Origin of the sequence: Paenibacillus xerothermodurans (genome assembly GCF_002220865.2) — a bacterium.
GTDB lineage: Bacteria > Bacillota > Bacilli > Paenibacillales > NBRC-103111 > Paenibacillus_S > Paenibacillus_S xerothermodurans.
On record NZ_NHRJ02000016.1, the window covers coordinates 75,094 to 98,659 of the forward strand.

A 23,566-nucleotide genomic window follows, 5' to 3' on the forward strand; every position below is an offset into this window, starting at 1 on the left:
TTCTTTTTGCCGTGTGAAAATTGGATAATAATGTTGTAACTCCAAAAAAGGGGAGGAAAAAAAGAATGAAGAAAGCGCTAACATTATTTGTTTCGCTCTCGCTGCTTTTGACAGCTGCAGGCTGTGGAGGCGCATCCGCACCATCGGGGGGAGCCGGTACCTCGGACTCGGCCGCTTCTGGAGGTGACCCTGTCAAACTGCGCTTTGCATGGTGGGGCGGGCAATCAAGACACGACGCAACACTCAAGGTCATCGAGTTGTATCAGCAAAAAAATCCGAACGTTAAGATCGAAGCAGAATACGCCTCATTTGATGATTATTGGAAAAAACTCGCGCCTCAAGCGGCCGCAAACGATTTGCCGGACGTGATCCAGATGGACGACGGATATATCAGCCAATTCGGCGGCCGTGGCCAGCTGGAGGATCTGCGGCCGTATATGGATAAAGGCAGTATCGACATCAGCTCGATTTCGCCCAATTTTCTGAAGATCGGTGAATATGACGGTAAACAGTACCAGATTACGATGGGCGTGAACGCGCTTGCCGCAACAATGGATCCGGCGATCGTCAAGCAGGCGGGGGCAGAGATGCCTAAAGAAGGCTGGACATGGGACGACATGGAACTGCTTGGGCAAAAGATGAAGGCGAGCGGCAAGTTGTTGGCGGACCGGGTTGATTTTAAAATCTGGTTCCCATACTACTTGCGCACAATAGATCAAAGAATGTACAGTGCCGACGGCACGAGCCTCGGTTATTCCGATGATAAGCCGTTCATCGACTACTTCACCCGTTATCAAAAGTGGTATGACGCCGGTTACGTGCTCAGCCTTGACAAGCTGGCTGCGAAGAAGTTTACGCCGGAGGATGACGAACTGGTGATGGGCAATGCTGCAAGTTACCTCGCATGGTCCAATCAATTTGTCGCTTGGACCGCCAGTGCGAAGCGGCCGCTCGAGATCGTGGCGTTTCCCGGGCCAAACGCGAACAAAGGCCTATTCTTAAAGTCCAGCCAAGGTCTGTCCGTTACGAAGAATTCCAAGAATAAGGAAGAAGCAGTTAAATTCACGAACTTCATCATCAACGATATAGAGGCACAGAAAATCATCAAAGGCGAGCGCGGAGTACCGATCAACTCCAAAGTGCAGGAGGCTCTGAAGCCAATTTTATCACCTGATGAAAAGAAAGTATTCGATTATATCGCTTGGGCGGAGAAGAACAGCAGCTCGAACGATCCTCCGGTGCCGGTAGGCTCCGTGGAGGTGTTCAAGCTCCTTCAGGACGTGACAGAGCAAATTCTTTATAAGAAAATTTCGGTGGAAGAGGCCGCGTCCAAGTTCCGCAAGGAAGCCAACGCCATTCTCGCTAAAAACAAAAAATAACTGTATATCCTATCGGATCGATCAGGGCGCTGCGCTTTCGCGGGCGCCCTGGTCTTTTTTGGGTGGCCCCGATGCAACCGTGTCGCCGGCATGGCTGCACAGCAAGTTGCACAATACGCTGGTGTTGGTCTTCTGCCGCGCCAAAAAATACACATGTTCATACAATGAAACGGTACCTGTGTTAAAGGCATGCCTGCATTAAGCAGCACAGGCTGTCATGTGGGACTTTGCCTGCGGGTAACACCAACAATTGCGGAAGGGAATGATGGTATGTCACGCTGGGATCCTTCGAAATGGGAGCTGCACCAGCTGTACTTGAAGCATCCGCGTCTGCGTAAGCTACTCCCCCCGACCTCGCTGTTAACCAGACGCTCGCTTGCCGGATATATAAAAGACTATGGCACCGTCTACATCAAAGGAAATACGTCACACACCGGCTCGAACATTATAAAAGCATGGAAAACAGAGAAGGGATACCGTTTCGTGAAAGAGCGCGGTAAGCCGGTCGATGTATATTCGATTAATGATTTGTATGACAAAGTGAAAGACGGCAGAGCCGCCAGCTCGGTCCTCGTCCAGAAAGCCATCGAATTGGGCGAAATCGACGGAAGGCCTTTTACGATCCGTCTGATGCTCATGCGGGACGGAAGCCAACGGTGGCGGTATGCGGGCATGATCGCCAAGGTGTCCGGCAAAGGCAGTGTTATCTCCAACGTACGCCGCGGCGGGGGCTATGCGACGACCGTGGACGACGCTTTGGCTAAGTCGTACGGGTATGCTCGCGCACAGATTTGGAGTGTGCGAAGGGAGCTGATCCGCTCAGGTTTTCAGATTATAAGCCATGCAACGCGCAGCGGGTATCCATCCTATGAGACGGGCATCGATTTGGGAATGGACCGCACTGGTAAACTGTGGATCATCGAGGTGAACCTTGACGATCCCTCCTACAAATTGTTTGATCGACTGTCGGACAAAAAGTACTATCACAGGATCAACGCTCTGGCGAAAGCATACAAAGAGCGAAGGCTGATGAGCAAAGCATAGCGTGATGCCATAGCGGGGGATGCAGCTTCCCTGTTTTTGTTTAGCCGGACACGATTCTCTACCGCAAAGCCGCTGCTGTGCCGGTGTGTGCATTTATTGGCGAATCCGCATTGAACCAGCACACGAAATGCGCTAGCTGCATTTACTAAAATCAAGTCTGTTATTCGCTTCCTAGTGACATTTTGGGTCTACGAAAGGAGATTCAGTGCGAAATGCCAGCGAAATACATTACGAATGTGGAAGACATACCGGGCTTAACAGAGGAAGAGCGCATAGCTTATAAGAAAGTGACGGATAAATTCGTTTTTCGTCTGAATGATTACTATCTGCAGCTTATCGATTGGACAAATCCCCATGACCCCATTCGAAAGCTGGTCATCCCGAGCTCGACCGAATTGCTGGAGTATGGCCGGTGGGATGCTTCTGATGAAGACACCAACTATGTTGTGAAGGGCTGCCAGCATAAGTACGGAACGACAGCACTGCTGCTGGTGTCGGAGGTATGCGGAGCCTACTGCCGTTTTTGCTTTCGTAAGCGATTGTTTCGGGCGGACGTAAAAGAGGCTATGCCGGACGTACAGGACGGGCTCGACTATATTGCGAGAACGCCCGAAATCAACAATGTTCTGCTTACGGGCGGGGACCCGTTGACTCTCAGTAACCGCAAGCTTCGCAACATCATAGCCGCGCTGAGAGACGTAGATCATGTCAAAATAATTAGAATCGGTTCCAAGATGCCCGTGTTCAATCCTATGCGCATTTACGAGGATGAGGAACTGCTCGATATGATTCGAACCTACTCTACCCAAGAGAAACGGATCTATATCATGGCGCATGTCAACCATCCGCGAGAGGTTACGCAGGAAGCGAGAAAATGCTTTGACGCGCTTCACAATGCCGGGGCGATTGTCGTGAATCAATCTCCTGTTCTGAAGGGAATCAATGATGACCCGCATGTGCTAGGGGAGCTGCTCGACAAGCTGTCGTGGGCTGGCGTTACACCCTACTACTTTTTTGTCAACAGGCCGGTCGCCGGGAACCGAGGCTTCGTGCTCACGCTGGAAGAAGTCTATCACATCGTAGAACAAGCCAAAGCGAGAACGTCAGGCTTAGGTAAAAGAGTGAGGCTATGTATGAGCCATACCTCTGGGAAAGTGGAGATTTTAGCCATTGAGGACGGGAAAGCCTATCTTAAATACCACCAATCCCGCGCTGGGGCATACGGAAAGCTGATGGTTTTGGACTGTCCGAAAGAGGCTACATGGTTTGACGAGCTGCCGGGGAACGAAAAATACTGGCAAAAGCCTGCGAAGAAAACGGCAGACATCGTTTCCGTCAACGAGATGCCCGATCCTTCTTGACAAAGGGACGGTATACAGGAGGCTGCGACACATGAAGCATAAGGTGATCCGAAGTAAGATGAAAAAAGGTTCTCCGTTGATGGCAGATCCCATCATTTCGCGTTATGTGCCAAAAACGGACTGGTTACGTGCTTCGAGCTTGAAGAAAATGCTTCGCTTATATCCCACGGTATATATCAAGCCGGATATCGGGAGAAAAGGAGATGGAGTCGTTCGCGTAAAAAAACTCAGCAGCTCCACTTGTGAGATATCATATAAAGATAAAACGATACGGTGTTCTTCCCAACACCTAGTGAAACACTTGCGGCATATATTGGACCGCAATAAGAGATATCTGGTTCAGCAGGGGATTCAATTAGCAACCTATCATGGGCGTCCATTTGATTTGCGCGTTGTCCTGCACAGGCCTCGAAACCGCTGGCATCTTACCTGGGCCAGTGCCAAGGTTGCCCCGCGGAAGAACTCTGTGGTCACCAACGTAGCCAAAGGTGCGAAGGACATGTCGATGAACAAGGCATGGAAAGGACTGGACCAACCGTTAAGCAGATTAAAAGTGATGACGACATTAATCGATGTCTCCTACCAGATTGCTCAAATCCTCGGATCGCGCTTCCCTTTTAAAATCTTAGGTTTAGATATGGCCATCGACAAGAAAGGTCGAATATGGTTTATCGAAGCAAATACCCAGCCGGATCCTTCGAATTTTGCGGAGTTGGATCCCAAGAGATTTCGTAAATACCGTAAAATAGAAAAATTGACCGAGAGAGGGTAAGAATATGGCTATTGAGAGACACCATGTAAAAAGTAAGCTGGCTGTCGCTTACCAGCTCAGCAACTTGCCTGAAACAGCTGACCACATTCCCGACACGGAACTGCTGCGCGAAAGTTCATTGAGGCGTATGACGCGGAAATATTATAAGGTTTACCTCAAGCCTGATCAGGGGAGAAAATCTAAAGGCATTATCCGGATCGAGCGATTGAAGTACGGCCGGTTTAAGCTAAGACAGGAGAGCCGCACAAAGGTGGTCAGAGCGAGTGAGCTGGGGCGCGCCGTGCATAGGCTGACTGGCGATACGAGATATCTTATTCAGCGAGCGGTCAATAGTGTGACAAGGGACGGGCGACACTTTGATCTCCGTTGCCATGCGTTGAGAATCGACGGCGAGTGGCGGGCCGTAGGGATTTGCGGGAGGCTTGGGGAAAGGGGAAGTATTGTGACCACTTCCCATTCAGGCGGCACGCCAACCTCGCTGAGAAAACTGTTCAGACGTCACTTGAAGTACACGGATCGAGAAGGTATACGGATGGTGCGAAGAATACGCAAACTCATTATCCACACTGTGAGCAATGTCAGCAAAATGTATCCGAATCTCCAGGAGTTTGCTGTCGATATGGGGCTTGATACCCGGAAACGGCTGTGGATTTTTGAGGTAAACATAGAACCGTTGATCGAAGGCAACTTTAAACTGCTCCCTGACAAAACGCTCTATCGAAAAATCTCGCGCCTTAGAAAACTAGCCAAATAGTAGTTCTGTTATGGCCGAGCCGAAGAATGGAGTCGAATTACCTTATGGATAATTCACCTAGCTTTGAAGTCTGGGCGCCTTCCGGCACACGTAACAATGGGTTTAATCCGTTGTCCTGTGTGCTTTTTTTTGTGTCCATGGATAAATCCGATTTTACATTGTCTGCGAGGATTGGCCTTACATACAGTGCAAATGCACGCGTAATCAACTCTGTTTTTTGAACAAGGATGACGGTTTTTTGCCTTCTTTTCATCAGTGGCAAGCTGGATAATAGGGATATGGGATTAAAACATAGAGGGAGGAAAAGATATGAAGAAGACACTAACCCTGCTAATATCGCTATCTTTGCTTTTCACTGCTGCAGGCTGTGGAGGCGGTGTTCCCGCGGAGGGGGACACAACAGGCGCTAATAGCGGCGGGTCCGGCAATAATGAACCTGTTAAGCTGCGCTTCGCCTGGTGGGGCGGTCAAGCCCGACATGACTATACGCTGAAAATTATCGATCTCTACCAGCAAAAAAATCCCCACGTGAAGATTGAGCCTGAATATGCGTCATTCGATGACTATTGGAAGAAGCTTGCACCACAAGCCGCGGCCAACGATCTGCCGGACATCATTCAGATGGACGATGCGTATATCAGCCAATTCGGGGGGAGAGGCCAGCTCGAGGATCTGCGCCCTTACATGGAAAAAGGAACACTCGATAAAAGCTCGATCTCCCCTTCGTATCTTAAAATCGGCGAGTTCGACGGCAAACAGTATCAGATCGCCATGGGTGTGAACGCTCTCGCTGTATCGATGGATCCTGAAATCGTAAAAAAGGCCGGAGCCACCGTGCCGGGCAAAGATTGGACCTGGGATGACATGGATGCGCTCGGAGAGAAGTTGAAGGCCAACGATAAAATGATGATGGAATGGATGCGTTACGAAGTATTCTTCCCATACTATTTGCGCACCGTGGACCAGCACATGTACAGCGCTGACGGCACGAGTGTCGGCTATGCGGATGACAAGCCGTTTATCGATTATTTTACACGGTATCAAAAATGGTATGACGCCGGTTATCTGCTAAGTTTGGACAAACTGGCACAAAAGAAGGGCACACCGGAAGATGACGATATGGTCATGGGGAACGCAGCGGGTTATTTCTCCTGGTCCAACCAGTTCGTAGCTTGGTCCGCTGCGGCTAACCGGCCGCTGGAGCTGATCCCGGTACCCGGCCCGAACATTGAGAAAGGTTTGTTCCTCAAATCGAGTCAAGGCCTGTCCGTAACTAAGAGCTCGAAGCAGAAGGAAGAAGCCGTCAAGTTCATCAATTTTTTCATCAACGACACTGAGGCGAACAAGCTGATGAAGGGGGAGCGCGGCGTGCCGATCAACTCCAAGGTTCAGGAAGCGCTTAAACCGATTCTGTCACCCGAGGAAAAGAAGGTATTCGAATACGTCGCTTGGGCGGAGACGAACAGCAGCCCCAACGATCCTCCGAATCCGGTCGGTTCCGTAGAAGTACAAAACGTGCTGAAAGATTTGTGCGAGCAAATGTTGTATAAAAAGATCTCGGTAGAGGATGCCGCTGCCAAATTCCGCAAGGAAGCTAACGCCATTCTCGCAAGAAATAAAAAATAAAACGAAAATCACACACTGAAGGACGTCGGATCGATGAGCATGACACACAGCGCCATCTGATCCGGCCACACAAAATTAAGGAATAGAGGTGGAAGTCCATGAAGCTGCACAAGAACGACATAGCAATGGAATTGGGAACCGGCAGCAGGAGATCCGTGGCCACTCCATTGAGGTTGCTGCAGAACGACAATGTGGTAGGCTATGTGTTTACGGCACCGTTCATATTAGGATTTCTGATCTTCACACTGTTCCCGATCCTGTCTTCTTTATACTACTCATTCACAGAATATAATCTAATGGAAGCTCCCAGATGGATCGGCACCGCGAATTATGAAAAAATGTTCACCGAAGACGATAAATTGATGAAGTCATTTGAAGTTACGTTCACTTATGTATTTGCGAGTGTGCCACTCCGTTTGATCTTCGCGCTGATGGTTGCGATGCTGCTCAATAAAGCGGCGGCCGGGATCGGCGTGTACCGGTCTGCTTACTATCTCCCATCGCTGATTGGCGGCAGTGTGGCAGTATCGATTATGTGGGTGCAAATATTCGGCGACAAAGGTTTGTTGAACTCGATGCTGGGCGTCGTCGGGATTCAGACCAATACCTCATGGATCGGAAGCCCGGGCACGGCCCTGTGGACATTGATCGCACTGTCGGTTTGGCAGTTCGGCTCTTCGATGCTGATCTTCCTGGCCGGTCTGAAAAATATTCCGCAATCCTATTACGAAGCGGCTGGAGTCGACGGCGCTAATGGCATTCAACGGTTTTTTAAAATTACGCTTCCGCTGCTGAGCCCGATCATTTTATTTAATCTGATCATGCAAACGATTTCAGCTTTTATGACCTTTACTCCAGCTTACATCATTTCCCGGGGAGAGGGCGGGCCGCTCGACAATACACTGCTGTACTCTCTGTATTTGTACCGCAGAGCTTTCGTGTTTTTCGAGATGGGCTATGCCTCCGCAATGGCTTGGGTCATGCTGATCATCATCGGGGTGATCACATTGGCTATTTTCAAATCCTCCGTTTACTGGGTTCACTATGAATCGAAAGGGGAGAGGTAGTATGCCGTATACGAATAAACGCTTGAAATCCGTTCTATATCACCTGTTTGTAGGCGGCATGGCGTTCGTGATGCTTTATCCTATTATTTGGCTCGCTGCAAGCTCCTTGAAGCCCAACAGCGAAATATTCAGCACTGCGTACAGTCTCATACCAAGCAGTCTGGAGTTCAACAATTATGTCACCGGATGGAAGGGATTCGCCGGGAACACATTTGCGACCTTTTTCAAAAATTCATTCATTATTGTTATATTCGCTACGATTGGTGCCGTGGCTTCGTCGGCTTTGGTGGCGTACGGCTTGGCCCGTATTCCATTCAAGGGAAAAGCGTTCTGGTTCGGCTGTGTGATGATGACTATGATGCTGCCGCACGATGTCACAGTAATACCGCAATACGTCATGTTCGCCAAGCTGCAATGGCTTTCGTCGTTTAAACCGATTATCGTGCCGGCGTTCTTCGGAATGCCCTTCTTCATCTTCCTCATCATGCAGTTTATTCGTACCGTGCCGCAGGAGATGGATGAGGCGGCGAAAATGGACGGTTGCAGCAAGTACTCCATCTTTTTCCGTATCATCATGCCGCTTATCATGCCGGCTCTGGTCACTTCAACGATTTTCTCGTTCTATTGGAGATGGGATGATTTCATCAATCCGCTGCTCTATTTGAATAAGCCTTCCCTGTATCCTGTGTCCCTCGCGCTGAAGCTGTTTCTAGACGGGGATTCGCTCAACAACTGGGGCGGCATGTTCGCCATGGCCACGTTATCACTGGTCCCGATTGTGCTGATTTTCTTCATATTCCAAAAGTTCATAGTGGAAGGCATCAGTACCAGTGGGTTGAAAGGCTGAGCCCGGAATCAATGGCATACCGCCCCCCAATTCTCGCTAATCCATCGCTATGAGGCACTCTCTCGACACGTGAAAGGCCCCTCAAATGAGGGGCCTTTTTCTGTCGAATACGATAGTTGGATCTCGAGGTCCAACGTTTTTTTGTGCAGCGTGAGTTTTACTCGCCTTGCGGAGCGGGCAAACCGAGTCCCTCTGCGAGACGTGTTCCTAATTCAGGGTCCGCTTTGAACCAGTGTCCAACTTGGCGGATCTTAATTTCATCCTTGTCTACGGGCTTCATCGCCGCCACAATGTTGCGAACAAGACGAGTACGTTCGTCTTCAGTCATCAGACGGTATAGGTCACCGGCTTGCGTGTAATGATCGTCACGGTCATACGCAACGCTGTCGGCTTCGCCGGATACAGTGAACGGAGCCGGTCTATCTTCAGGGGATTCTTTTGGTCCGCCGTAGCTGTTTGGCTCGTAGTACACGGATCCGCCGCCATTGCCGTCACCGCGCATAAAGCCGTCGCGTTGGTAATTGTTCACTTCCGCTTTCGGACGGTTGATAGGCAATGTGTTGTGGTTCACACCTACGCGGTAGCGATGAGCGTCTGCATAGGCAAACAGGCGGCCTTGCAACATTTTGTCCGGAGACGCTTCAATGCCGGGCACGAACGAGCCGGGAGAGAAGGTCGCTTGTTCAACTTCAGCGAAATAGTTTTCCGGATTTCTATTTAGTACCATGCGGCCGACTTCGATCAGAGGATAGTCTTTTTGTGACCATACTTTGGTGACGTCGAACGGATCAAAACGGTACGTGTTTGCATCTTCCAACGGCATGATTTGCACGTACAGCTTCCAAGCAGGGAAGTCACCGTTCTCAATGGCATTAAACAAATCTTCTGTATGGTAATCAGGGTTTTCACCTGCGAGCTTCGCAGCGAGGTCTACGTCCAGGTTTTTGATGCCTTGCTCTGTTTTGAAGTGATATTTCACCCACACCGCTTGGCCTTCAGCGTTAACCCATTTGAATGTGTGGCTGCCGAAACCGTGCATGTGTCTCAATGTTGCGGGGATGCCGCGGTCAGACATCAAAATAGTTACCTGGTGCAATGATTCAGGCGATAAGGACCAGAAATCCCACACAGCGTTAGGATTTTTCAAGTGTGTTTGCGGATGACGCTTTTGAGTATGAATAAAATCAGGGAATTTAATAGCGTCACGGATGAAGAACACAGGTGTGTTGTTACCGACCAAGTCATAGTTGCCTTCATCGGTGTAGAATTTCACTGCGAACCCGCGCGGGTCACGCACAGTGTCGGCAGAACCAAGCTCACCTGCGACTGTGGAGAAACGAATAAACATAGGAGTACGTTTTCCGACAGCGGACAAGAAGTTGGCTTTCGTGTACTTAGACACATCGTTGGTAACTTCAAAATAACCGTGCGCACCGGCGCCCTTGGCGTGCACCACACGCTCAGGAACCCGTTCCCGGTTAAAGTGCGCCAGTTTTTCAAGAAGATGCACGTCTTGGATCAGAGTAGGGCCACGTTGACCGGCAGTCTGGGAGTTCTGGTTGTCGCCGACAGGGGCGCCCCAGCTGGTTGTAAGTTTTTTCTCGCTGGAACTCATAATTGGTATCACCTCATGAAATTTGGTTGTGTTTTTTGCTATACACACTATGATAACCATTCTCAAAAAAAAATCAATATAAATTTAGAATAGTTCTTACTTTAGAAACAAACCAAGTATATTTCTGCCACATCTTGTTCACTTATACATATGTCACCAGGCTGCAAAACAGTCGTCCGGGAGAGGCCGCGACCTCAGTTTTTTCACTCACAGGTCCTTGCTTTCGTTCTCGGTTCGATTGTAGTAACATGAAAAATGTCATTAAACCTATTAGGATGAAATGGGGGACTATCACATGAAGCATGAACAGTTCACTACTACTGCTCGTTCTCTGCGTGAAGATTCGCTGCCCTACCGGTTGTTTCAAAAGGCGAAGAAGTTTGGGGTGTGGGATCCAAAGGAGATTGATTTTAGCCAAGATGTTCTGGACTGGCAGACGTTGAGCGAATCACAACGGCAGGGTACGCTGCGCACACTGTCTCAGTTTCAGGCCGGGGAAGAAGCGGTTACTCTAGATCTGCTGCCGCTTGTGATGACCATCGCCAAGGAGGGAAGGCTGGAGGAGGAACTTTACCTGACTTCATTTCTTTTTGAGGAAGCCAAACACACGGAATTTTTCCGCCTGCTTCTAACGGCACTGGGTGTCACTGAGGATTTGGGCAAATACCACACAAACACCTATCGCAGTCTCTTTTATGATATGCTTCCCGAAACGATGAATCGGCTATTGGTGGACCAGTCTCCGGAAGCGCTGGCGGATGCGTCTGTTCTCTATAACATGTTCGTCGAGGGTGTGCTGGCGGAAACCGGGTACTGGTCGTTCCAACAAGGTCTTGATAAAATGGGCAAGATGCCTGGATTGATGAAGGGTATAGGCTATCTCAAAAGCGATGAATCACGGCACATTGGCTACGGGACTTTCCTGCTGCAGAGGCTCATTTGTGAACATCCGCACCTCTTTGATCGCATTGCTAAACGCATGCAGGAATTGGAGCCGATAGCTGCTGCAATCACTCAAGAGGCGCAGGCTGGTGATATGGCCAGCCCGTTTGATATTCCGCCGGACGCCGCGCGGCAATTCTCGATGCGCCAGTTGCAAGTCCGTATGGACGTGCTCAAGAGGGCGGTCGGCAAATCCATAGATGAAATTTACAGAACCCCGGAACACATGGTTGGAGTTATTCAATAGCAATTACGATACGGCAAAAAACGAATCATTCTTGGCGGGCCCTTCCTACAACGGGAGAGGCCTTTTTTGGCGGCCTGCGATTGATGTCTGTTCAAGCTCGCTGGGTTACATTCAATAACCAACAAAATTATCCAAAAATAAAAATTAATGATCATGTTTTCTTTGTTTTGATCGTAAGCTAAAGCATCAATTTTAAAGCGCTTACAACAAACAAAAGCAAAAACAAACAAATCAGAGTGGGAGGGATTACATGAAAAGGTCGTTTGTCACCATGGTAGTCTGTTTATTATTGTTCATGACCATTAGCGGATGTTTCGATCCGCCGGCTGACGACACTACCGCAGTAGTCGGCGAAAAACTAACGGACGCCGCGCCTCAGACGGCGAGCACGACTGAAGTCAGCGGGGGAACAATGGAGTTAAAGCAGGCCCCGATGCTGGATGGGAGGAATCTGCCTCCGATTCAGGACAGATTACCTGCGGAGGTAAAGGTCACTAATGAAATGCCGGCCGATATGTTGAAGTATGAAATTGGGACTTATGGAGGCACACTGAGGACGGTGACCTCCGCCGTCGGATGGGATGCGGATGTATTTGTCATGAATAACGAACCTTTGTTAAATACGCCTGGCATTCTGGGAACTGAAATTACCGGCAACGTGCTTTTAGGTTATACCGCCAGCGAGGACGGCAAATCGTTTGATTTCCAGATGAGAAAAGGTCTCAAATGGTCGGATGGCACACCTGTTACCACGGAAGACGTGAGATTCTCAATCGAAGATATGCTGTTTAACGAGGAGCTCACGCCTGTTTTTCCGGCATGGCTGAAAGCAGGAGGAAAAGCGGAGGGATCTCCACTGAGCTTCAAAGTGGTCGACGAATACTCGTTTCAGATTACATTTGATCAGCCATATGGAGGGTTCCCAATCCGTTTGGCGATCGAAAGCTGGCGGGGGTACAGCGATTATTTACTGAAACCGGCACACTTTCTGAAACCGTTTCATAAAAAATACGCTGATGCCAAAGTAGTGGAAGCTGCTATGAAAGAGGGCCAGTACGGAGACGCGGAGTGGGCGAAATTTTTCAATGACAAGGACGTGACCAGCAGAGAACTCACCAAGCCCGCTGCTCTAGGCTTTCCCGTGCTATATCCCTGGGTGATGGTCAAGATGTCGGATACCACGACCGAATACGAAAGGAATCCGTACTATTTCAAAGTAGATGCCAAGGGGAATCAGCTTCCTTACATCGACAAGATTCAGAGCGCCTTGGTACAGAATATCGAGATGGTGACGATGAAGACGATTGCAGGAGAGGTCGATTTCTCCCGTGAGTCGGCGGCTTTGATCAAGATGCCTTTGTATAAGGAAAATGAACAGAAAGGCGGTTACCGTACACTCCTCTCGGATATGCATGTGACGCCAACAGACATATTTTTGAACCTGACGTATGCCGATCCGGTATGGCGCCAGGTCGTGCAGGACGTTCGCTTCCGACAGGCGTTGAGTCTTGCATTGAACCGCGAGGAAATCATTGACACCATCTACTACGGCTTTGCCGAACCGGCTAAAATCATGGATTCGACCTTCAATTTGGATGAGGCCAACAAGCTGTTGGATGAGATGGGGATGAAGAGAGGTCCTGACGGTTTCCGCGTCGGCCCAGACGGCAAGAAATTTACGGTACCATTCGAAATCGGTGCCCAGGCGCCCGACATTGTCCCGCTCACCCAATTAATTGTGGAATTCTGGAAAAATCTTGGACTTGACGTAACGATGAAGACGATTGACCAGACACTGTGGACAACGCGCCGCGACGCCAACGAAATACAGGCCACCATGATGTGGACCCATACCCCGCTGTGGTATATGGCGGATTGGGGGCAGTCTTTCTGGGGGAGACTCTGGAAAGTGTGGCTCGATACCGGTGGACAACAGGGAGAAGAGCCCCCGGCGGACGTGAAAAGGCTGTATGATTTGATCGATAAGGTAGCTGTAAGTCCGCCGCAGGAAGCGATCACTGCGATAGAGGAAGTGAAGAAAGAAATGAGCAAGAATGCCTGGTATTTCGTCCACATCGAAAATGTAAAGCAGCCGTTGATTGTGAATGCAAAGCTCGGCAACATACCTGAGAAAGGCTTTGCCATTGCGGCTGATTTTAGCGGCGAGCAGTTCTTTTTTAAACAATAAGAGCTCAGGCATCGGTTCCCGCATTTGGAGCTGCTGCCTGGGGGCTTCTCTCATAAAGCCGTAACAGGCACAAAGGGGATGGGCGAATGTTGAATTTTATTGGGCATCGGCTGCTGCAGTTGATCCCATTGTTGATCGCCATAAGCATCATTGTATTTGTCATTATCCAACTGCCGCCGGGCGATTTTTTAACCACATACATCCAGCAGCTGGAACTGAGCGGAACCAAGGTGGATGGAGCTACCATTGCCAGCCTGGAGCAGCAGTACGGCCTTAATCAGCCGATGTATATGCAGTATTTGATTTGGATGAAAAACATCCTCCTGCACGGCGATTTGGGACGGTCATTCCAATGGAATTTACCCGTGTCGGAAGTGATCGGCGAGCGGCTGGGGTTGACGATTCTAATCTCCGTCTTGTCACTGATTTTCATCTGGGTTGTCGCTATTCCGATCGGGATTTATTCCGCCAGCCACCAATACTCCTTCCTGGATTATGTTTTCACGTTTATCGGGTTTATCGGGCTGGCGGTGCCGGGTTTTCTCATTGCGTTAATTTTGGTGTATGTCGTATTTGTCAACACAGGTCTTTCCATCACAGGGCTGTTCTCGCCTGAATTTCAGGATGCGCCTTGGAGCTGGGATAAGATCGTGAATATGCTGCAGCGCATATGGCTTCCGGTGATTGTGATCGGGATGTCCGGTACAGCGGGATTGATCCGTGTTACCCGTGGCATGCTGCTGGATGAGCTGCAGAAACAGTACGTGATAACGGCTCGGGCGAAGGGAGTGTCGGAGCGAAAATTACTGTTCAAATATCCCGTGCGCATGGCGATCAATCCGCTGCTGAGTACCATCGGCTGGACGCTGCCTGCCATCATTTCCGGCGAGGCCATCGTTTCCATTGTGCTGAATTTGCCGACGACCGGACCCGTTCTGTTAAAAGCTTTAATGTTCCAAGACATGTATCTGGCAGGAAGCTTCCTTCTCATACTGAGCGTTCTGACAGTGCTTGGAACCTTGATCTCCGATATATTGCTCGCGGTTGTCGATCCGCGTATCCGATTTGGAGGGATGCAGGAATGAATGCGATCATTAGCAAAATCAGGCGCGGTTTCGGCAGCGGCGCGGGCGCGGGCATTAATGACAACAATGAAGAGCAGGAGCAATACAAAGTTGCCTCACAATGGCAGTTAATGTGGTGGAAATTCAAAAAGCACAAAATGGCGATGGCGGCCGGCGTCGTGATTATTTTGCTTTACTTGATGGCGCTTTTTTGTGAGTTTCTGTCGCCCACCCTTCCGCTCGAGCGGTACACCCAATATAAAAACGCCCCACCCTCCAAAATACATTTCGTCGACAAAGATACCGGTTTCAGCCTTCGCCCCTTCGTATATGACATGAAGCAGCAAATCGATAAGACCACATTCCGCAGAACGTTTCAGGAGGATACTTCCAAAAAATTTCCCATTTACTTGTTCGTGCGCGGGGAGACTTATAAGTTCTGGGGCCTGTTTGAAACCAATGTCCATCTGTTTGGTCTTAAGGAAGCGAAAGGGCCGCTCTTCTTGATGGGCACGGATGATTTGGGCAGGGATCTGCTCACAAGGATCATCTATGGGGCCCGCATTTCACTTTCCTTTGGTTTGCTCGGCATTGTATTCACGTTAATACTGGGCCTGCTTCTGGGCGGACTCTCCGGATATCTGGGGGGCATCACCGATACGATCATCCAGCGGCTAATCGACCTATTGATCTCCAAGCCCACCATTCCGTTATGGATGGCTTTGGCCGCGGCGCTGCCCAAAGACTGGACACCTTTGCAAATCTACCTCGGGATGATCCTCATTATGTCGATTATCGGATGGACGGGGCTGGCCCGCGTGGTGAGAGGTAAGATGCTTTCCCTGCGGGAGGAAGACTTCACTATGGCAGCAAGATTGGCGGGAGCGAGCAATATGCGCATTATAACCAAGCATCTGCTGCCTTCTTTTGCAAGCTATATTATTGTGAACGTCACTTTGTCAATACCGGCGACCATCTTGGGAGAAACGTCATTAAGCTTTCTTGGCTTGGGCCTGCAGGCTCCTGTCGTAAGCTGGGGGGTGCTGTTGCAATCGGCACAAAATTTGGAGACCTTGGCCCACCATCCATGGCTTTTATGGCCCGCAGCCTTTATTGTCGTCACGGTATTAATGTTCAATTTCCTTGGAGACGGGCTACGGGACGCGGCTGACCCTTATAAGTGAAGGAGTGTTACCTATTGAAGCCGGACAACGTTATTCTGGAAGCAAAAAATCTTAGAACGTATTTCCATCTGGATGAGGGCATTTTGAAAGCGGTGGATGGAGTTGATTTAACGATAAAAGAGGGCAAAACTCTGGGCATCGTCGGCGAAAGCGGTTCAGGTAAAAGTGTCACATCCCAATCGCTGCTGCGAATTGTGCCGAATACGGGAACCGTGGAAGGTGAGATCCTGCTGCACCAAAGAAAAAACGGGAAAACAGAGGTGCTGAATCTGGTTGATTTAGCACCCCATGGCAAGGAGATACGGGCCATCCGCGGGGGAGAGATCAGTATGATCTTTCAAGAGCCCATGAAGGCGTTCTCTCCAATCCATACGATCGGAAATCAGATCACGGAGGCGATTCTGCTGCATAATACGCAGGATCCTGCGGAGGCAAAAGGAATCGCGATCGACACACTGAGAAAAGTAGGAATGTCTAATCCGGAACAAAGATTTAATGAATTTCCGCACCAGCTGTCCGGGGGGATGCGGCAGCGGGCGATGATTGCCATGGCATTGGCGTGTAATCCATCTATTCTGATCGCAGACGAACCCACTACCGCGCTTGATGTCACCGTTCAGGCACAAGTGCTGCAGCTGATCAATGACTTGAAGGAGAAAAATGGCACATCCGTGATCTTCATCACCCATGACCTGGGCGTTATTGCGGAAATGTGCGATGAAGTCGCCGTGCTGTATCTCGGTAAGGTTGTTGAATACACGGATGTCGACACGCTCTTCTATGGTGCGCTTCACCCGTACACTCAAGCCTTGCTGCATTCCATCCCCACCGTCACCAAACGCAGCTCGCGATTGGATTCGATCGAAGGAACGGTGCCCTATCCCATGAATCTGCCGAGAGGCTGTGGATTTTATTCCCGCTGCAAGCTGGCCAAGGCCGGGGTATGCAATGTGGAAGATGTCCCGCTGGTGGAGGTCAGCACGGGTCATCACGTACGGTGTCTATTGGTGGATAAAAAAGAGCCGGAGGAGGCAGGATGCCCGCATGCAGAACAATAGCCGCATATTGGAAGTAAAATCCTTGAAAAAGTACTTCCCCATCAAAAAAGGCTTTCGCAAGCGGACGGTAGGTTACGTGAAGGCCGTGGACGATATCGACTTTTATATCAAGGAAGGGGAGACCCTGGGTTTGGTAGGCGAGTCGGGGTGCGGTAAAACGACGCTCGGCCGATGCATTCTACGTGCGATCGAGCCCTCCGAGGGATCAACCGTGTTCAAAGACAGGCACGGAAAACTGGTAGACGTTACGGCGCTGGACAACAAACAGCTGCGGGCTATCAGAAGGGATATGCAGCTTATTTTTCAGGATCCGTACTCATCGTTGAATCCGCGCATGACGGTGCTAAACATTATCGGAGAGCCGCTGCTGTGCAATGGAATTGCTAAAGGGGAAGAACTTAGGGATCGGGTGAAACATTTGATGGAGCTGGTGGGACTCAACAGCAGACATCTGGAACGTTATCCGCATGCATTCAGCGGCGGGCAGAGGCAGCGGATAGGGATTGCGCGCGCCCTGGCCACCAATCCGAGGTTTATCGTGTGCGATGAAGCGGTATCCGCCCTTGACGTCTCGGTACAGGCACAAATACTGAATCTTCTGCAGGATTTACAGGAGCAGTTTGATTTAAGCTATTTGTTCATTTCCCATGACTTGGGTGTTATTCAACACATTTCCGACCGCGTAGGCGTAATGTATGTAGGAAAAATGGTCGAAATGGCTGCAACTGACGAACTGTTCAACAACCCCAAGCATCCGTACACAGAGGCGCTCCTGTCAGCGAAACCTATCCCGGATCCGCGGGCGAAATCCCGGCGGATCCTCTTGGAAGGCGAAGTAGCAAATCCGGCGAATCCGCCGTCGGGCTGCTATTTTCATCCTCGCTGTAAGTATGCTCAAGACATATGCAGACATCAGGCGCCGGCATGGACCGAGGTAAATCAGGACCATTTCAGTGCGTGTCATTTTGCTTCAGAGTTGAGCTTGCAAGGGGTTTTGGCTGAATGAGCAACATTGAGGATCAGTTAATGGCAGCCGGTGGGATGCTGCGCACATGAATACGCCAGCTAAAGCGAATAAAAGGAAATGGGCTCACATGCTGCTCGCGTATGTACTGAGTGCGGTCGTGGGAGCCTTTGGGCTGGTTAACTGGATTGTGCTAAGAGAGTTACAGCTGGCACTCGTCGTGCATAGCTCCATTAGCCGATGGTCATGGCAGGCGATTGATAATTTTTCGTTTTTGCTGTTCGGCATGATCTGGCTATCATTTGTACTATTCTCGCAATACTATTTTGCCAAGGCCACCGATACAAGCAGACTATGGAGCAGATGTTTGGCCATAGTCGGCATACAAGTTCTGCTGCTGTTCACATGCCAATGCATTCCGATGGTACTCGCTATCAAGCAATATGATTTCACTGGGGCAGTGCTCATTGTTGTGGAAGGCTTACTCGGAGCAGGACTCTTGTTTCTCGCTGGCCATTTGAGGTCAAAGAATCGCAAAAACAGGAGGGAAATCACATGATGGACGTCGGTGTTGTTACGAGAAGTTTCCGGGAACTTAGCAACCAAGAAACTGCGGAGATGATTACAAAAAATGGCTTTAAATGGACGGAGCTTTGTTTTTCCCAAACGGATTCGAATTATTGGGTCTACAACGGCCGATCCGATCTCGCGGACTTGACAGATGAGCGAAGCACGGAGATCGTTGAAACCTACCGCCGGCAGGGCGTGACAGTGACCGCGATCGGTGTGTTCACGAATTTGCTGGAGCCGAACGATACGGAATTGGAGCATAACCTGGCTTATTTCGAACGGCTGATACAGATCGCTTCGATCAACCAAGTGCCTTATGTCTCTACCGAGTGCGGATTTATGCCGGGTAGGCGGGGAGTGCAAGCCGAAACGTATGAGTCGGCTTTTCAAAGATTAGTGGACAGCTTCAAATGGCTGGCTGCGAAGGCTGAGGAATACAATGTGCATGTCGTACTGGAGCCATGTGTGTTGGATGTTGTGCCCAGTGCCAAGAGAGCCGCAGATTTCATTAACCAAGTCGGCTCCGACCGGGTCCGTGTGCTGCTTGATCCGGCTAATCTGATTGCAAACAGCTCAGAGGATGACATGTTCGGTTATTTGACACCCCACATCGCGTATTTCCATGGTAAGGACAGAAAAGTGAATGACGCCTACGGCCGGGCTGTGGGAGATGGTGACATCAACTGGCGGCGCTTCTTAGAACTATATCATAAGCATACCGAAGGTGTTCCTTTTATATTGGAGTATGTCAATGCTGGCAACTTCTGTGCCATACGCGACCGCGTTCTAGCGATGGATGGAGGGGTGCGCAGTAACAGCGCATTAGACTAGAGGTTTTTACCTCTTTTCATTGGCATTTTAATACAAACAAGAGGCGCAACCGCGCCTCTATGTTTGCATTCATAGTATAACTGTTACTTTACTTGATAGGTTACCGGAAAATCGTCGCCGCGCAAAACCTCACCTGCAGCGACCTTCACATGGGCTTCCATGGGATGCCGTCCTGTGGGAACAAAGCGCGTATGGCCCGGCATATAGTGTACCGCTATGGCACGCCGTTTCTTTTCGGAACGGTTGTGCGGACTCCCGTGCCACGTGAGAGAATGATGGTACCCGACTTGCCCCTTTTTAATTTCGAAAGGGATTGCTTCTGTGTTCGCGCCCTCCGGCAGAAGGTCCGGCTGTTTATGATACGGCTTGAAATCGGGCGTGCTGGCCAGATATTTTTGATGGTTGCCCCATTTGTGGCTGCCCGGGACCATCCACATGCAGCCGTTCTCGATGGTGGCATCATCCAGAGCTACCCAAGCGCTGACCAGATCGGCCGGTTGAATGATCGGCCATAAAGGATGGTCCTGATGCCAGTTCGTAGGCCCGCCAGTGATCGGAGGTTTATACTGAACCTGATCATGCCATATGCGGAGCGTGTCGGTCCGGCACAACTGCGCGACTTCTTCACAAATGGTAGCGTTGCATGCATGATTGAAAAATGCATCACTGGCCATCCATATGTTTACGATTTGAACCACCGTCGCACGATTGGATATGGACATTCCGTATTCCTTTCCGCTGTCCAGCAGGTTTCGATTAAGCACCGGCGCTTTCACCGCTTTCCCAGCGATGACCAGATCGAGCTCATCGCGCAGAAGTTCCACCTCTTGATCGCTAAGCACTACGTCACCTTTAAGAAAACCACACTCGTCGAACTGCTCGATTTGTTCATTCGTTAACATTCCATTCACCCTTTCCTATTGAGCGATTCTCTTCCGTCTCGGCTGCATTTACAGGATAGCAGGAAGCGCTGCCATTGTCGTTGGATGTTTAGAAGCAAAGATTGCACTTTTCACAGGTATTTTTGGCAAGCCCGTGCACAGGAGAATGTCAATGAAAAAAAGCAAAGGAGAAGAAGCGGATCATGCTAAGCAGTCTTGTGCATCTAGGGCCTCTCGCCCTACTGAGACCGGCCGTAAATTTTGCAAACCGAATGACTGCGGCGCCCGGGCAGGAATGGGGACCCCGCACGATTCCCGACAGTCAGTTGATTTATGTGATTTCCGGCCAGGCTGCACTTACGCTGGGTAACGAACAATTTCAACTGCAGTCACAGGATTGCGTATTTTACGGCTCTGACAGCCCACATCGGCTTGTATCATCCGTGTCTGATCCCTGCACGTTCGCGAGTATTCATTTTAGCTGGCACAAGGAATCGCCGGAGCCTATACATCCCATGCCCGGAATTCATCATTGTTTGGAAAGCGAATTGGCTCAACCGGCAACTTCTTATGCATTTCATATGCAGGGACACGGCGACATCATTTTTCCGCATCATTTCGTCATTCCCAACTTGGACAGCTTGTTCTTGCAAATAGTACGGGAATACAGATTCGAAGAACTCGGCTACGCCTCTGTTCTCCGAGCGGTGTTAACCCAGCTGATAGTCGTTATCGTTCGCCATCAACTGACTGGATTGAACACGTCAGGGCCCAGGAGTAGAATTGCACCCGCGCTTGAAGCCATTCGGAAGCAGCCTAACGCCAGGTGGACAGCAGAGGAACTCGCGGGTTTATGTGGGTATCATCCTACCTATTTTGCTGCACTATTTAGGGAGGGCACGGGGCATTCGCCCAAGCATTACTTGGTGCTGGAACGTATTCGTAAGGCAAAACAGCTTCTTTTGGAAGCGGGGACGATTGACGAGGTGGCAGAAAAAATGGGGTACACGAGTATCCACTATTTTTGTCGTAATTTTAAGTCCGTGACGGGTATGACTCCATCTGAGTTCAAGCGGCAGAGTATTGTACTGTGAGTATGTAACTGTGTTGTAAAACACGGAACATCAAAATATACATGTTAATGGTGGACCGATAAAGCGAAGGAATGACAATGATGGAGTTGATAAGATGAAAAATTGGCGCAATGATGTGACGCCAGAAGTGCGCGCCTACCTGGAACGTTTAAGCTATGATGGGCCGCTGGATGGCGGTGCGCGCACCCTCGCAGAACTACAGGAGCATCATCTCCACACTGTTCCGTACGAAAATCTTGATATCTTACGCGGCATTCCGTTATCGCTGGAAATCCAAGACCTGTTCGAGAAGATCGTCATTCGGCGCCGGGGCGGCTATTGCTTTGAACTCAATGCCCTGTTTGGGTGGCTCCTCAGAGAGCTTGGATACTCCGTGACTGACTACATGGCCCGCTTCTGGCGCGATGAACCCAACCCCCCGCCAAAGAGGCGTCATCATGTGTTAAAAGTAGAGACTGACGGCGCCTTCTACCTGTGTGATGTTGGCGTAGGAGGTATTGTGCCCCGCCGCCCTATAGAGATGGTAGAGGGGTTAGAATATCGGGAGGACGCACAGTGTTACCGCTTGGAGCAAGACGCCACATATGGCTGGATGCTGCTCGAATTAAACAATGGACAATGGAGGAGGCTATACTCCTTCGCCGAGGAGCCACAGCTGCCGAAGGATTTTGTTATGCCAAACTACTGGTGCGAGACCGCCCCTGATTCTCCATTCTCAAAGCATGCAATGGTGGCCATTCGCACCCACAGTGGACGCAATACCGTAGCTGGCCGTGAATTTCGCATCTTCACTTCCAATAGCGTACACTCATTTATCCCTGAAACCAAAAAAGCTTACAACGAAGCTTTGCGCACTTATTTCGGTCTTGTCATCGATGAAATCTAAGAAAAATAGTTCGATAGAGGATCGACAAATTAAGGCATCCCGCTGACTAGCTCGCAGCGACAGTCCACTCAACTTGTAGTACCTTGCACGGATGGCCGGGGTGATGGGCAGTATTTTTCCACGGTACAGGCACGGTTAGGCTCAGGCCCACATAGTATGGTACTAATCTCATCACTGGGGGTGGCTGAAAGTGTTAGGTATGTTTTCTGCAATAGCTTTGTTTATAAAAGAGTTGATGTTGCTCGTATCATATGTAAAAAACAACTCGTTTCCCCAGCCGCTCGCGGAAGATGAAGAAGAAAAGCATATAAGGTTAATGGCTGAAGGCAATCAGCACTCCCGCAATTTACTCATTGAGCACAATCTGCGGCTTGTCGCGCATATTGTCAAGAAATTCGACAACACCGGGGAGGACCTGGAGGATCTGATTTCCATTGGCACCATTGGCTTGATCAAGGCAATCGAGTCATTTTCACCGGACAAGGGGACAAAGCTTGCGACGTTTGCTGCACGATGTATTGAGAATGAGATTCTAATGCATCTGAGATCGCTAAAAAAGACGAGAAAAGATGTATCACTGCACGATCCGATAGGCACGGATAAGGAGGGCAATGAGATCACGCTGATTGATATCCTCGGCACGGAGTCCGACGATGTCGCTGATAAGGTACAGCTCAAGATAGAAAAATCAAAAATATACCGAAATCTGGATATTTTGGATCAGCGGGAGCGGGAGGTTGTAGTCGGGAGATTCGGATTGGAAGCCGGCGGCGAGGAACGGACTCAGCGGGAAATAGCGAAAGAGCTCGGCATATCGCGCTCGTATGTGTCGCGGATTGAGAAGCGAGCATTAATGAAGCTGTATCATGAGTTTTATAAGCAGAAGCGGTGAGTGGTGGGGCCTGCTTGTTAGCAGGCTTTTTAATATACGTTGGCTTAATTATAGTGAGGCCACTGCGATAGATTTTCGTGTTTGGTCATGAAGGGACTGGTGGCCGCGATTCCAGTTGTAATGATGCATGTAGAGCTTAGTCATGTGCTTGAACTCTACGACAGTTTCAGGGTGCAACAAATAGAGCCTCTCCCATTTGTAACTACGGAAGAAACGTTCCGTCCTAGCATTGTCCTTGGCACGACCTTTGCCGTCCATGCTGATCCTAATCGTTTCATAGCTTTTGATACAGTCGATGTA

22 protein-coding genes are annotated in these 23,566 nt (G+C 49.8%); 19 read left to right on the forward strand and 3 right to left on the reverse strand.

All coding sequences use genetic code 11. The features are described 5' to 3' along the window. Positions 1–65 precede the first annotated feature (65 nt). The 8 genes from CBW46_RS18365 (at position 66) to CBW46_RS18400 (ending at position 8,850) form a co-directional block, all read left to right on the forward strand. On the forward strand, positions 66–1,379 hold the full coding sequence (locus tag CBW46_RS18365; RefSeq protein ID WP_089201427.1) for an ABC transporter substrate-binding protein: 1,314 nt from the start codon (positions 66–68) through the stop codon (positions 1,377–1,379). Positions 1,380–1,649: 270 nt separating this feature from the next. Beyond that, on the forward strand, positions 1,650–2,423 hold the full coding sequence (locus CBW46_RS18370) for a YheC/YheD family protein (RefSeq protein ID WP_165842372.1): 774 nt from the start codon (positions 1,650–1,652) through the stop codon (positions 2,421–2,423). Between the two features lie 212 nt (positions 2,424–2,635). Further along, positions 2,636–3,784, forward strand: coding sequence for a KamA family radical SAM protein (locus CBW46_RS18375; RefSeq protein ID WP_089201429.1), 1,149 nt, complete (start codon positions 2,636–2,638; stop codon positions 3,782–3,784). Between the two features lie 31 nt (positions 3,785–3,815). Next, positions 3,816–4,556 (forward strand): YheC/YheD family protein, encoded by a 741-nt coding sequence (locus CBW46_RS18380; protein WP_089201430.1) that lies wholly within the window; start codon positions 3,816–3,818, stop codon positions 4,554–4,556. A gap of 4 nt (positions 4,557–4,560) precedes the next feature. After that, positions 4,561–5,310, forward strand: a complete 750-nt coding sequence (locus CBW46_RS18385; protein WP_089201431.1) for a YheC/YheD family protein — start codon at positions 4,561–4,563, stop codon at positions 5,308–5,310. Between the two features lie 309 nt (positions 5,311–5,619). After that, a complete protein-coding gene (locus CBW46_RS18390; protein WP_089201432.1) occupies positions 5,620–6,936 on the forward strand; it encodes an ABC transporter substrate-binding protein in 1,317 nt (438 codons plus the stop codon). A gap of 125 nt (positions 6,937–7,061) precedes the next feature. Continuing rightward, positions 7,062–8,003 carry a carbohydrate ABC transporter permease gene (locus CBW46_RS18395; RefSeq protein WP_089201453.1) on the forward strand — a complete coding sequence of 314 codons (942 nt, stop codon included), beginning with the start codon at positions 7,062–7,064 and terminating at the stop codon, positions 8,001–8,003. Positions 8,004–8,061: 58 nt separating this feature from the next. Beyond that, positions 8,062–8,850 (forward strand): carbohydrate ABC transporter permease, encoded by a 789-nt coding sequence (locus tag CBW46_RS18400; RefSeq protein WP_424446737.1) that lies wholly within the window; start codon positions 8,062–8,064, stop codon positions 8,848–8,850. A gap of 157 nt (positions 8,851–9,007) precedes the next feature. Here CBW46_RS18400 and katA read toward each other — a convergent pair whose 3' ends face one another. Continuing rightward, entirely contained in the window at positions 9,008–10,465 is a 1,458-nt protein-coding gene (gene katA, locus CBW46_RS18405; RefSeq protein ID WP_089201434.1) for a catalase KatA, read from the reverse strand. A gap of 295 nt (positions 10,466–10,760) precedes the next feature. Here katA and CBW46_RS18410 point away from each other — a divergent pair, with 295 nt between their 5' ends. The 8 genes from CBW46_RS18410 (at position 10,761) to CBW46_RS18445 (ending at position 19,513) form a co-directional block, all read left to right on the forward strand. Continuing rightward, a complete protein-coding gene (locus tag CBW46_RS18410; RefSeq protein ID WP_089201435.1) occupies positions 10,761–11,654 on the forward strand; it encodes a R2-like ligand-binding oxidase in 894 nt (297 codons plus the stop codon). Between the two features lie 250 nt (positions 11,655–11,904). Beyond that, on the forward strand, positions 11,905–13,842 hold the full coding sequence (locus CBW46_RS18415; protein WP_089201436.1) for an ABC transporter substrate-binding protein: 1,938 nt from the start codon (positions 11,905–11,907) through the stop codon (positions 13,840–13,842). A gap of 86 nt (positions 13,843–13,928) precedes the next feature. After that, positions 13,929–14,927: an ABC transporter permease gene (locus tag CBW46_RS18420; protein ID WP_089201437.1), complete on the forward strand. Its 999-nt coding sequence runs from the start codon at positions 13,929–13,931 to the stop codon at positions 14,925–14,927. Further along, on the forward strand, positions 14,924–16,090 hold the full coding sequence (locus CBW46_RS18425; RefSeq protein WP_089201438.1) for an ABC transporter permease: 1,167 nt from the start codon (positions 14,924–14,926) through the stop codon (positions 16,088–16,090). The genes CBW46_RS18420 and CBW46_RS18425 overlap by 4 nt, the downstream gene beginning before the upstream one ends. 14 nt (positions 16,091–16,104) lie before the next feature. Continuing rightward, a complete protein-coding gene (locus CBW46_RS18430; protein ID WP_089201439.1) occupies positions 16,105–17,148 on the forward strand; it encodes an ABC transporter ATP-binding protein in 1,044 nt (347 codons plus the stop codon). After that, complete coding sequence (locus CBW46_RS18435; RefSeq protein ID WP_089201440.1) at positions 17,135–18,154, forward strand: ABC transporter ATP-binding protein; 1,020 nt, start codon at positions 17,135–17,137, stop codon at positions 18,152–18,154. The genes CBW46_RS18430 and CBW46_RS18435 overlap by 14 nt, the downstream gene beginning before the upstream one ends. Positions 18,155–18,200: 46 nt before the next feature. Further along, entirely contained in the window at positions 18,201–18,671 is a 471-nt protein-coding gene (locus CBW46_RS18440) for a hypothetical protein (RefSeq protein WP_089201441.1), read from the forward strand. Continuing rightward, on the forward strand, positions 18,668–19,513 hold the full coding sequence (locus CBW46_RS18445; protein ID WP_089201442.1) for a sugar phosphate isomerase/epimerase family protein: 846 nt from the start codon (positions 18,668–18,670) through the stop codon (positions 19,511–19,513). Before CBW46_RS18440 ends, CBW46_RS18445 begins: the two co-directional genes overlap by 4 nt. A gap of 83 nt (positions 19,514–19,596) precedes the next feature. Here the strand turns inward: CBW46_RS18445 and CBW46_RS18450 are convergent, their stop codons facing one another. After that, complete coding sequence (locus tag CBW46_RS18450; RefSeq protein ID WP_089201443.1) at positions 19,597–20,415, reverse strand: phytanoyl-CoA dioxygenase family protein; 819 nt, start codon at positions 20,413–20,415, stop codon at positions 19,597–19,599. A 182-nt stretch (positions 20,416–20,597) separates the two neighbouring features. Here CBW46_RS18450 and CBW46_RS18455 point away from each other — a divergent pair, with 182 nt between their 5' ends. The 3 genes from CBW46_RS18455 to sigK all read left to right on the forward strand — a co-directional run bounded on the left by CBW46_RS18455 (position 20,598) and on the right by sigK (position 23,266). Continuing rightward, positions 20,598–21,488: a helix-turn-helix domain-containing protein gene (locus CBW46_RS18455; RefSeq protein WP_089201444.1), complete on the forward strand. Its 891-nt coding sequence runs from the start codon at positions 20,598–20,600 to the stop codon at positions 21,486–21,488. Between the two features lie 94 nt (positions 21,489–21,582). After that, positions 21,583–22,374 carry an arylamine N-acetyltransferase family protein gene (locus CBW46_RS18460; protein ID WP_089201445.1) on the forward strand — a complete coding sequence of 264 codons (792 nt, stop codon included), beginning with the start codon at positions 21,583–21,585 and terminating at the stop codon, positions 22,372–22,374. 199 nt (positions 22,375–22,573) lie between these two features. Further along, positions 22,574–23,266, forward strand: coding sequence for an RNA polymerase sporulation sigma factor SigK (sigK, locus tag CBW46_RS18465; protein ID WP_424446738.1), 693 nt, complete (start codon positions 22,574–22,576; stop codon positions 23,264–23,266). Between the two features lie 48 nt (positions 23,267–23,314). On the opposite strand, the gene CBW46_RS18470 is transcribed toward sigK, so the two are convergent. Continuing rightward, positions 23,315–23,566: integrase core domain-containing protein (locus CBW46_RS18470; protein ID WP_165842373.1), on the reverse strand; the 252-nt coding region annotated here is incomplete at its 5' end.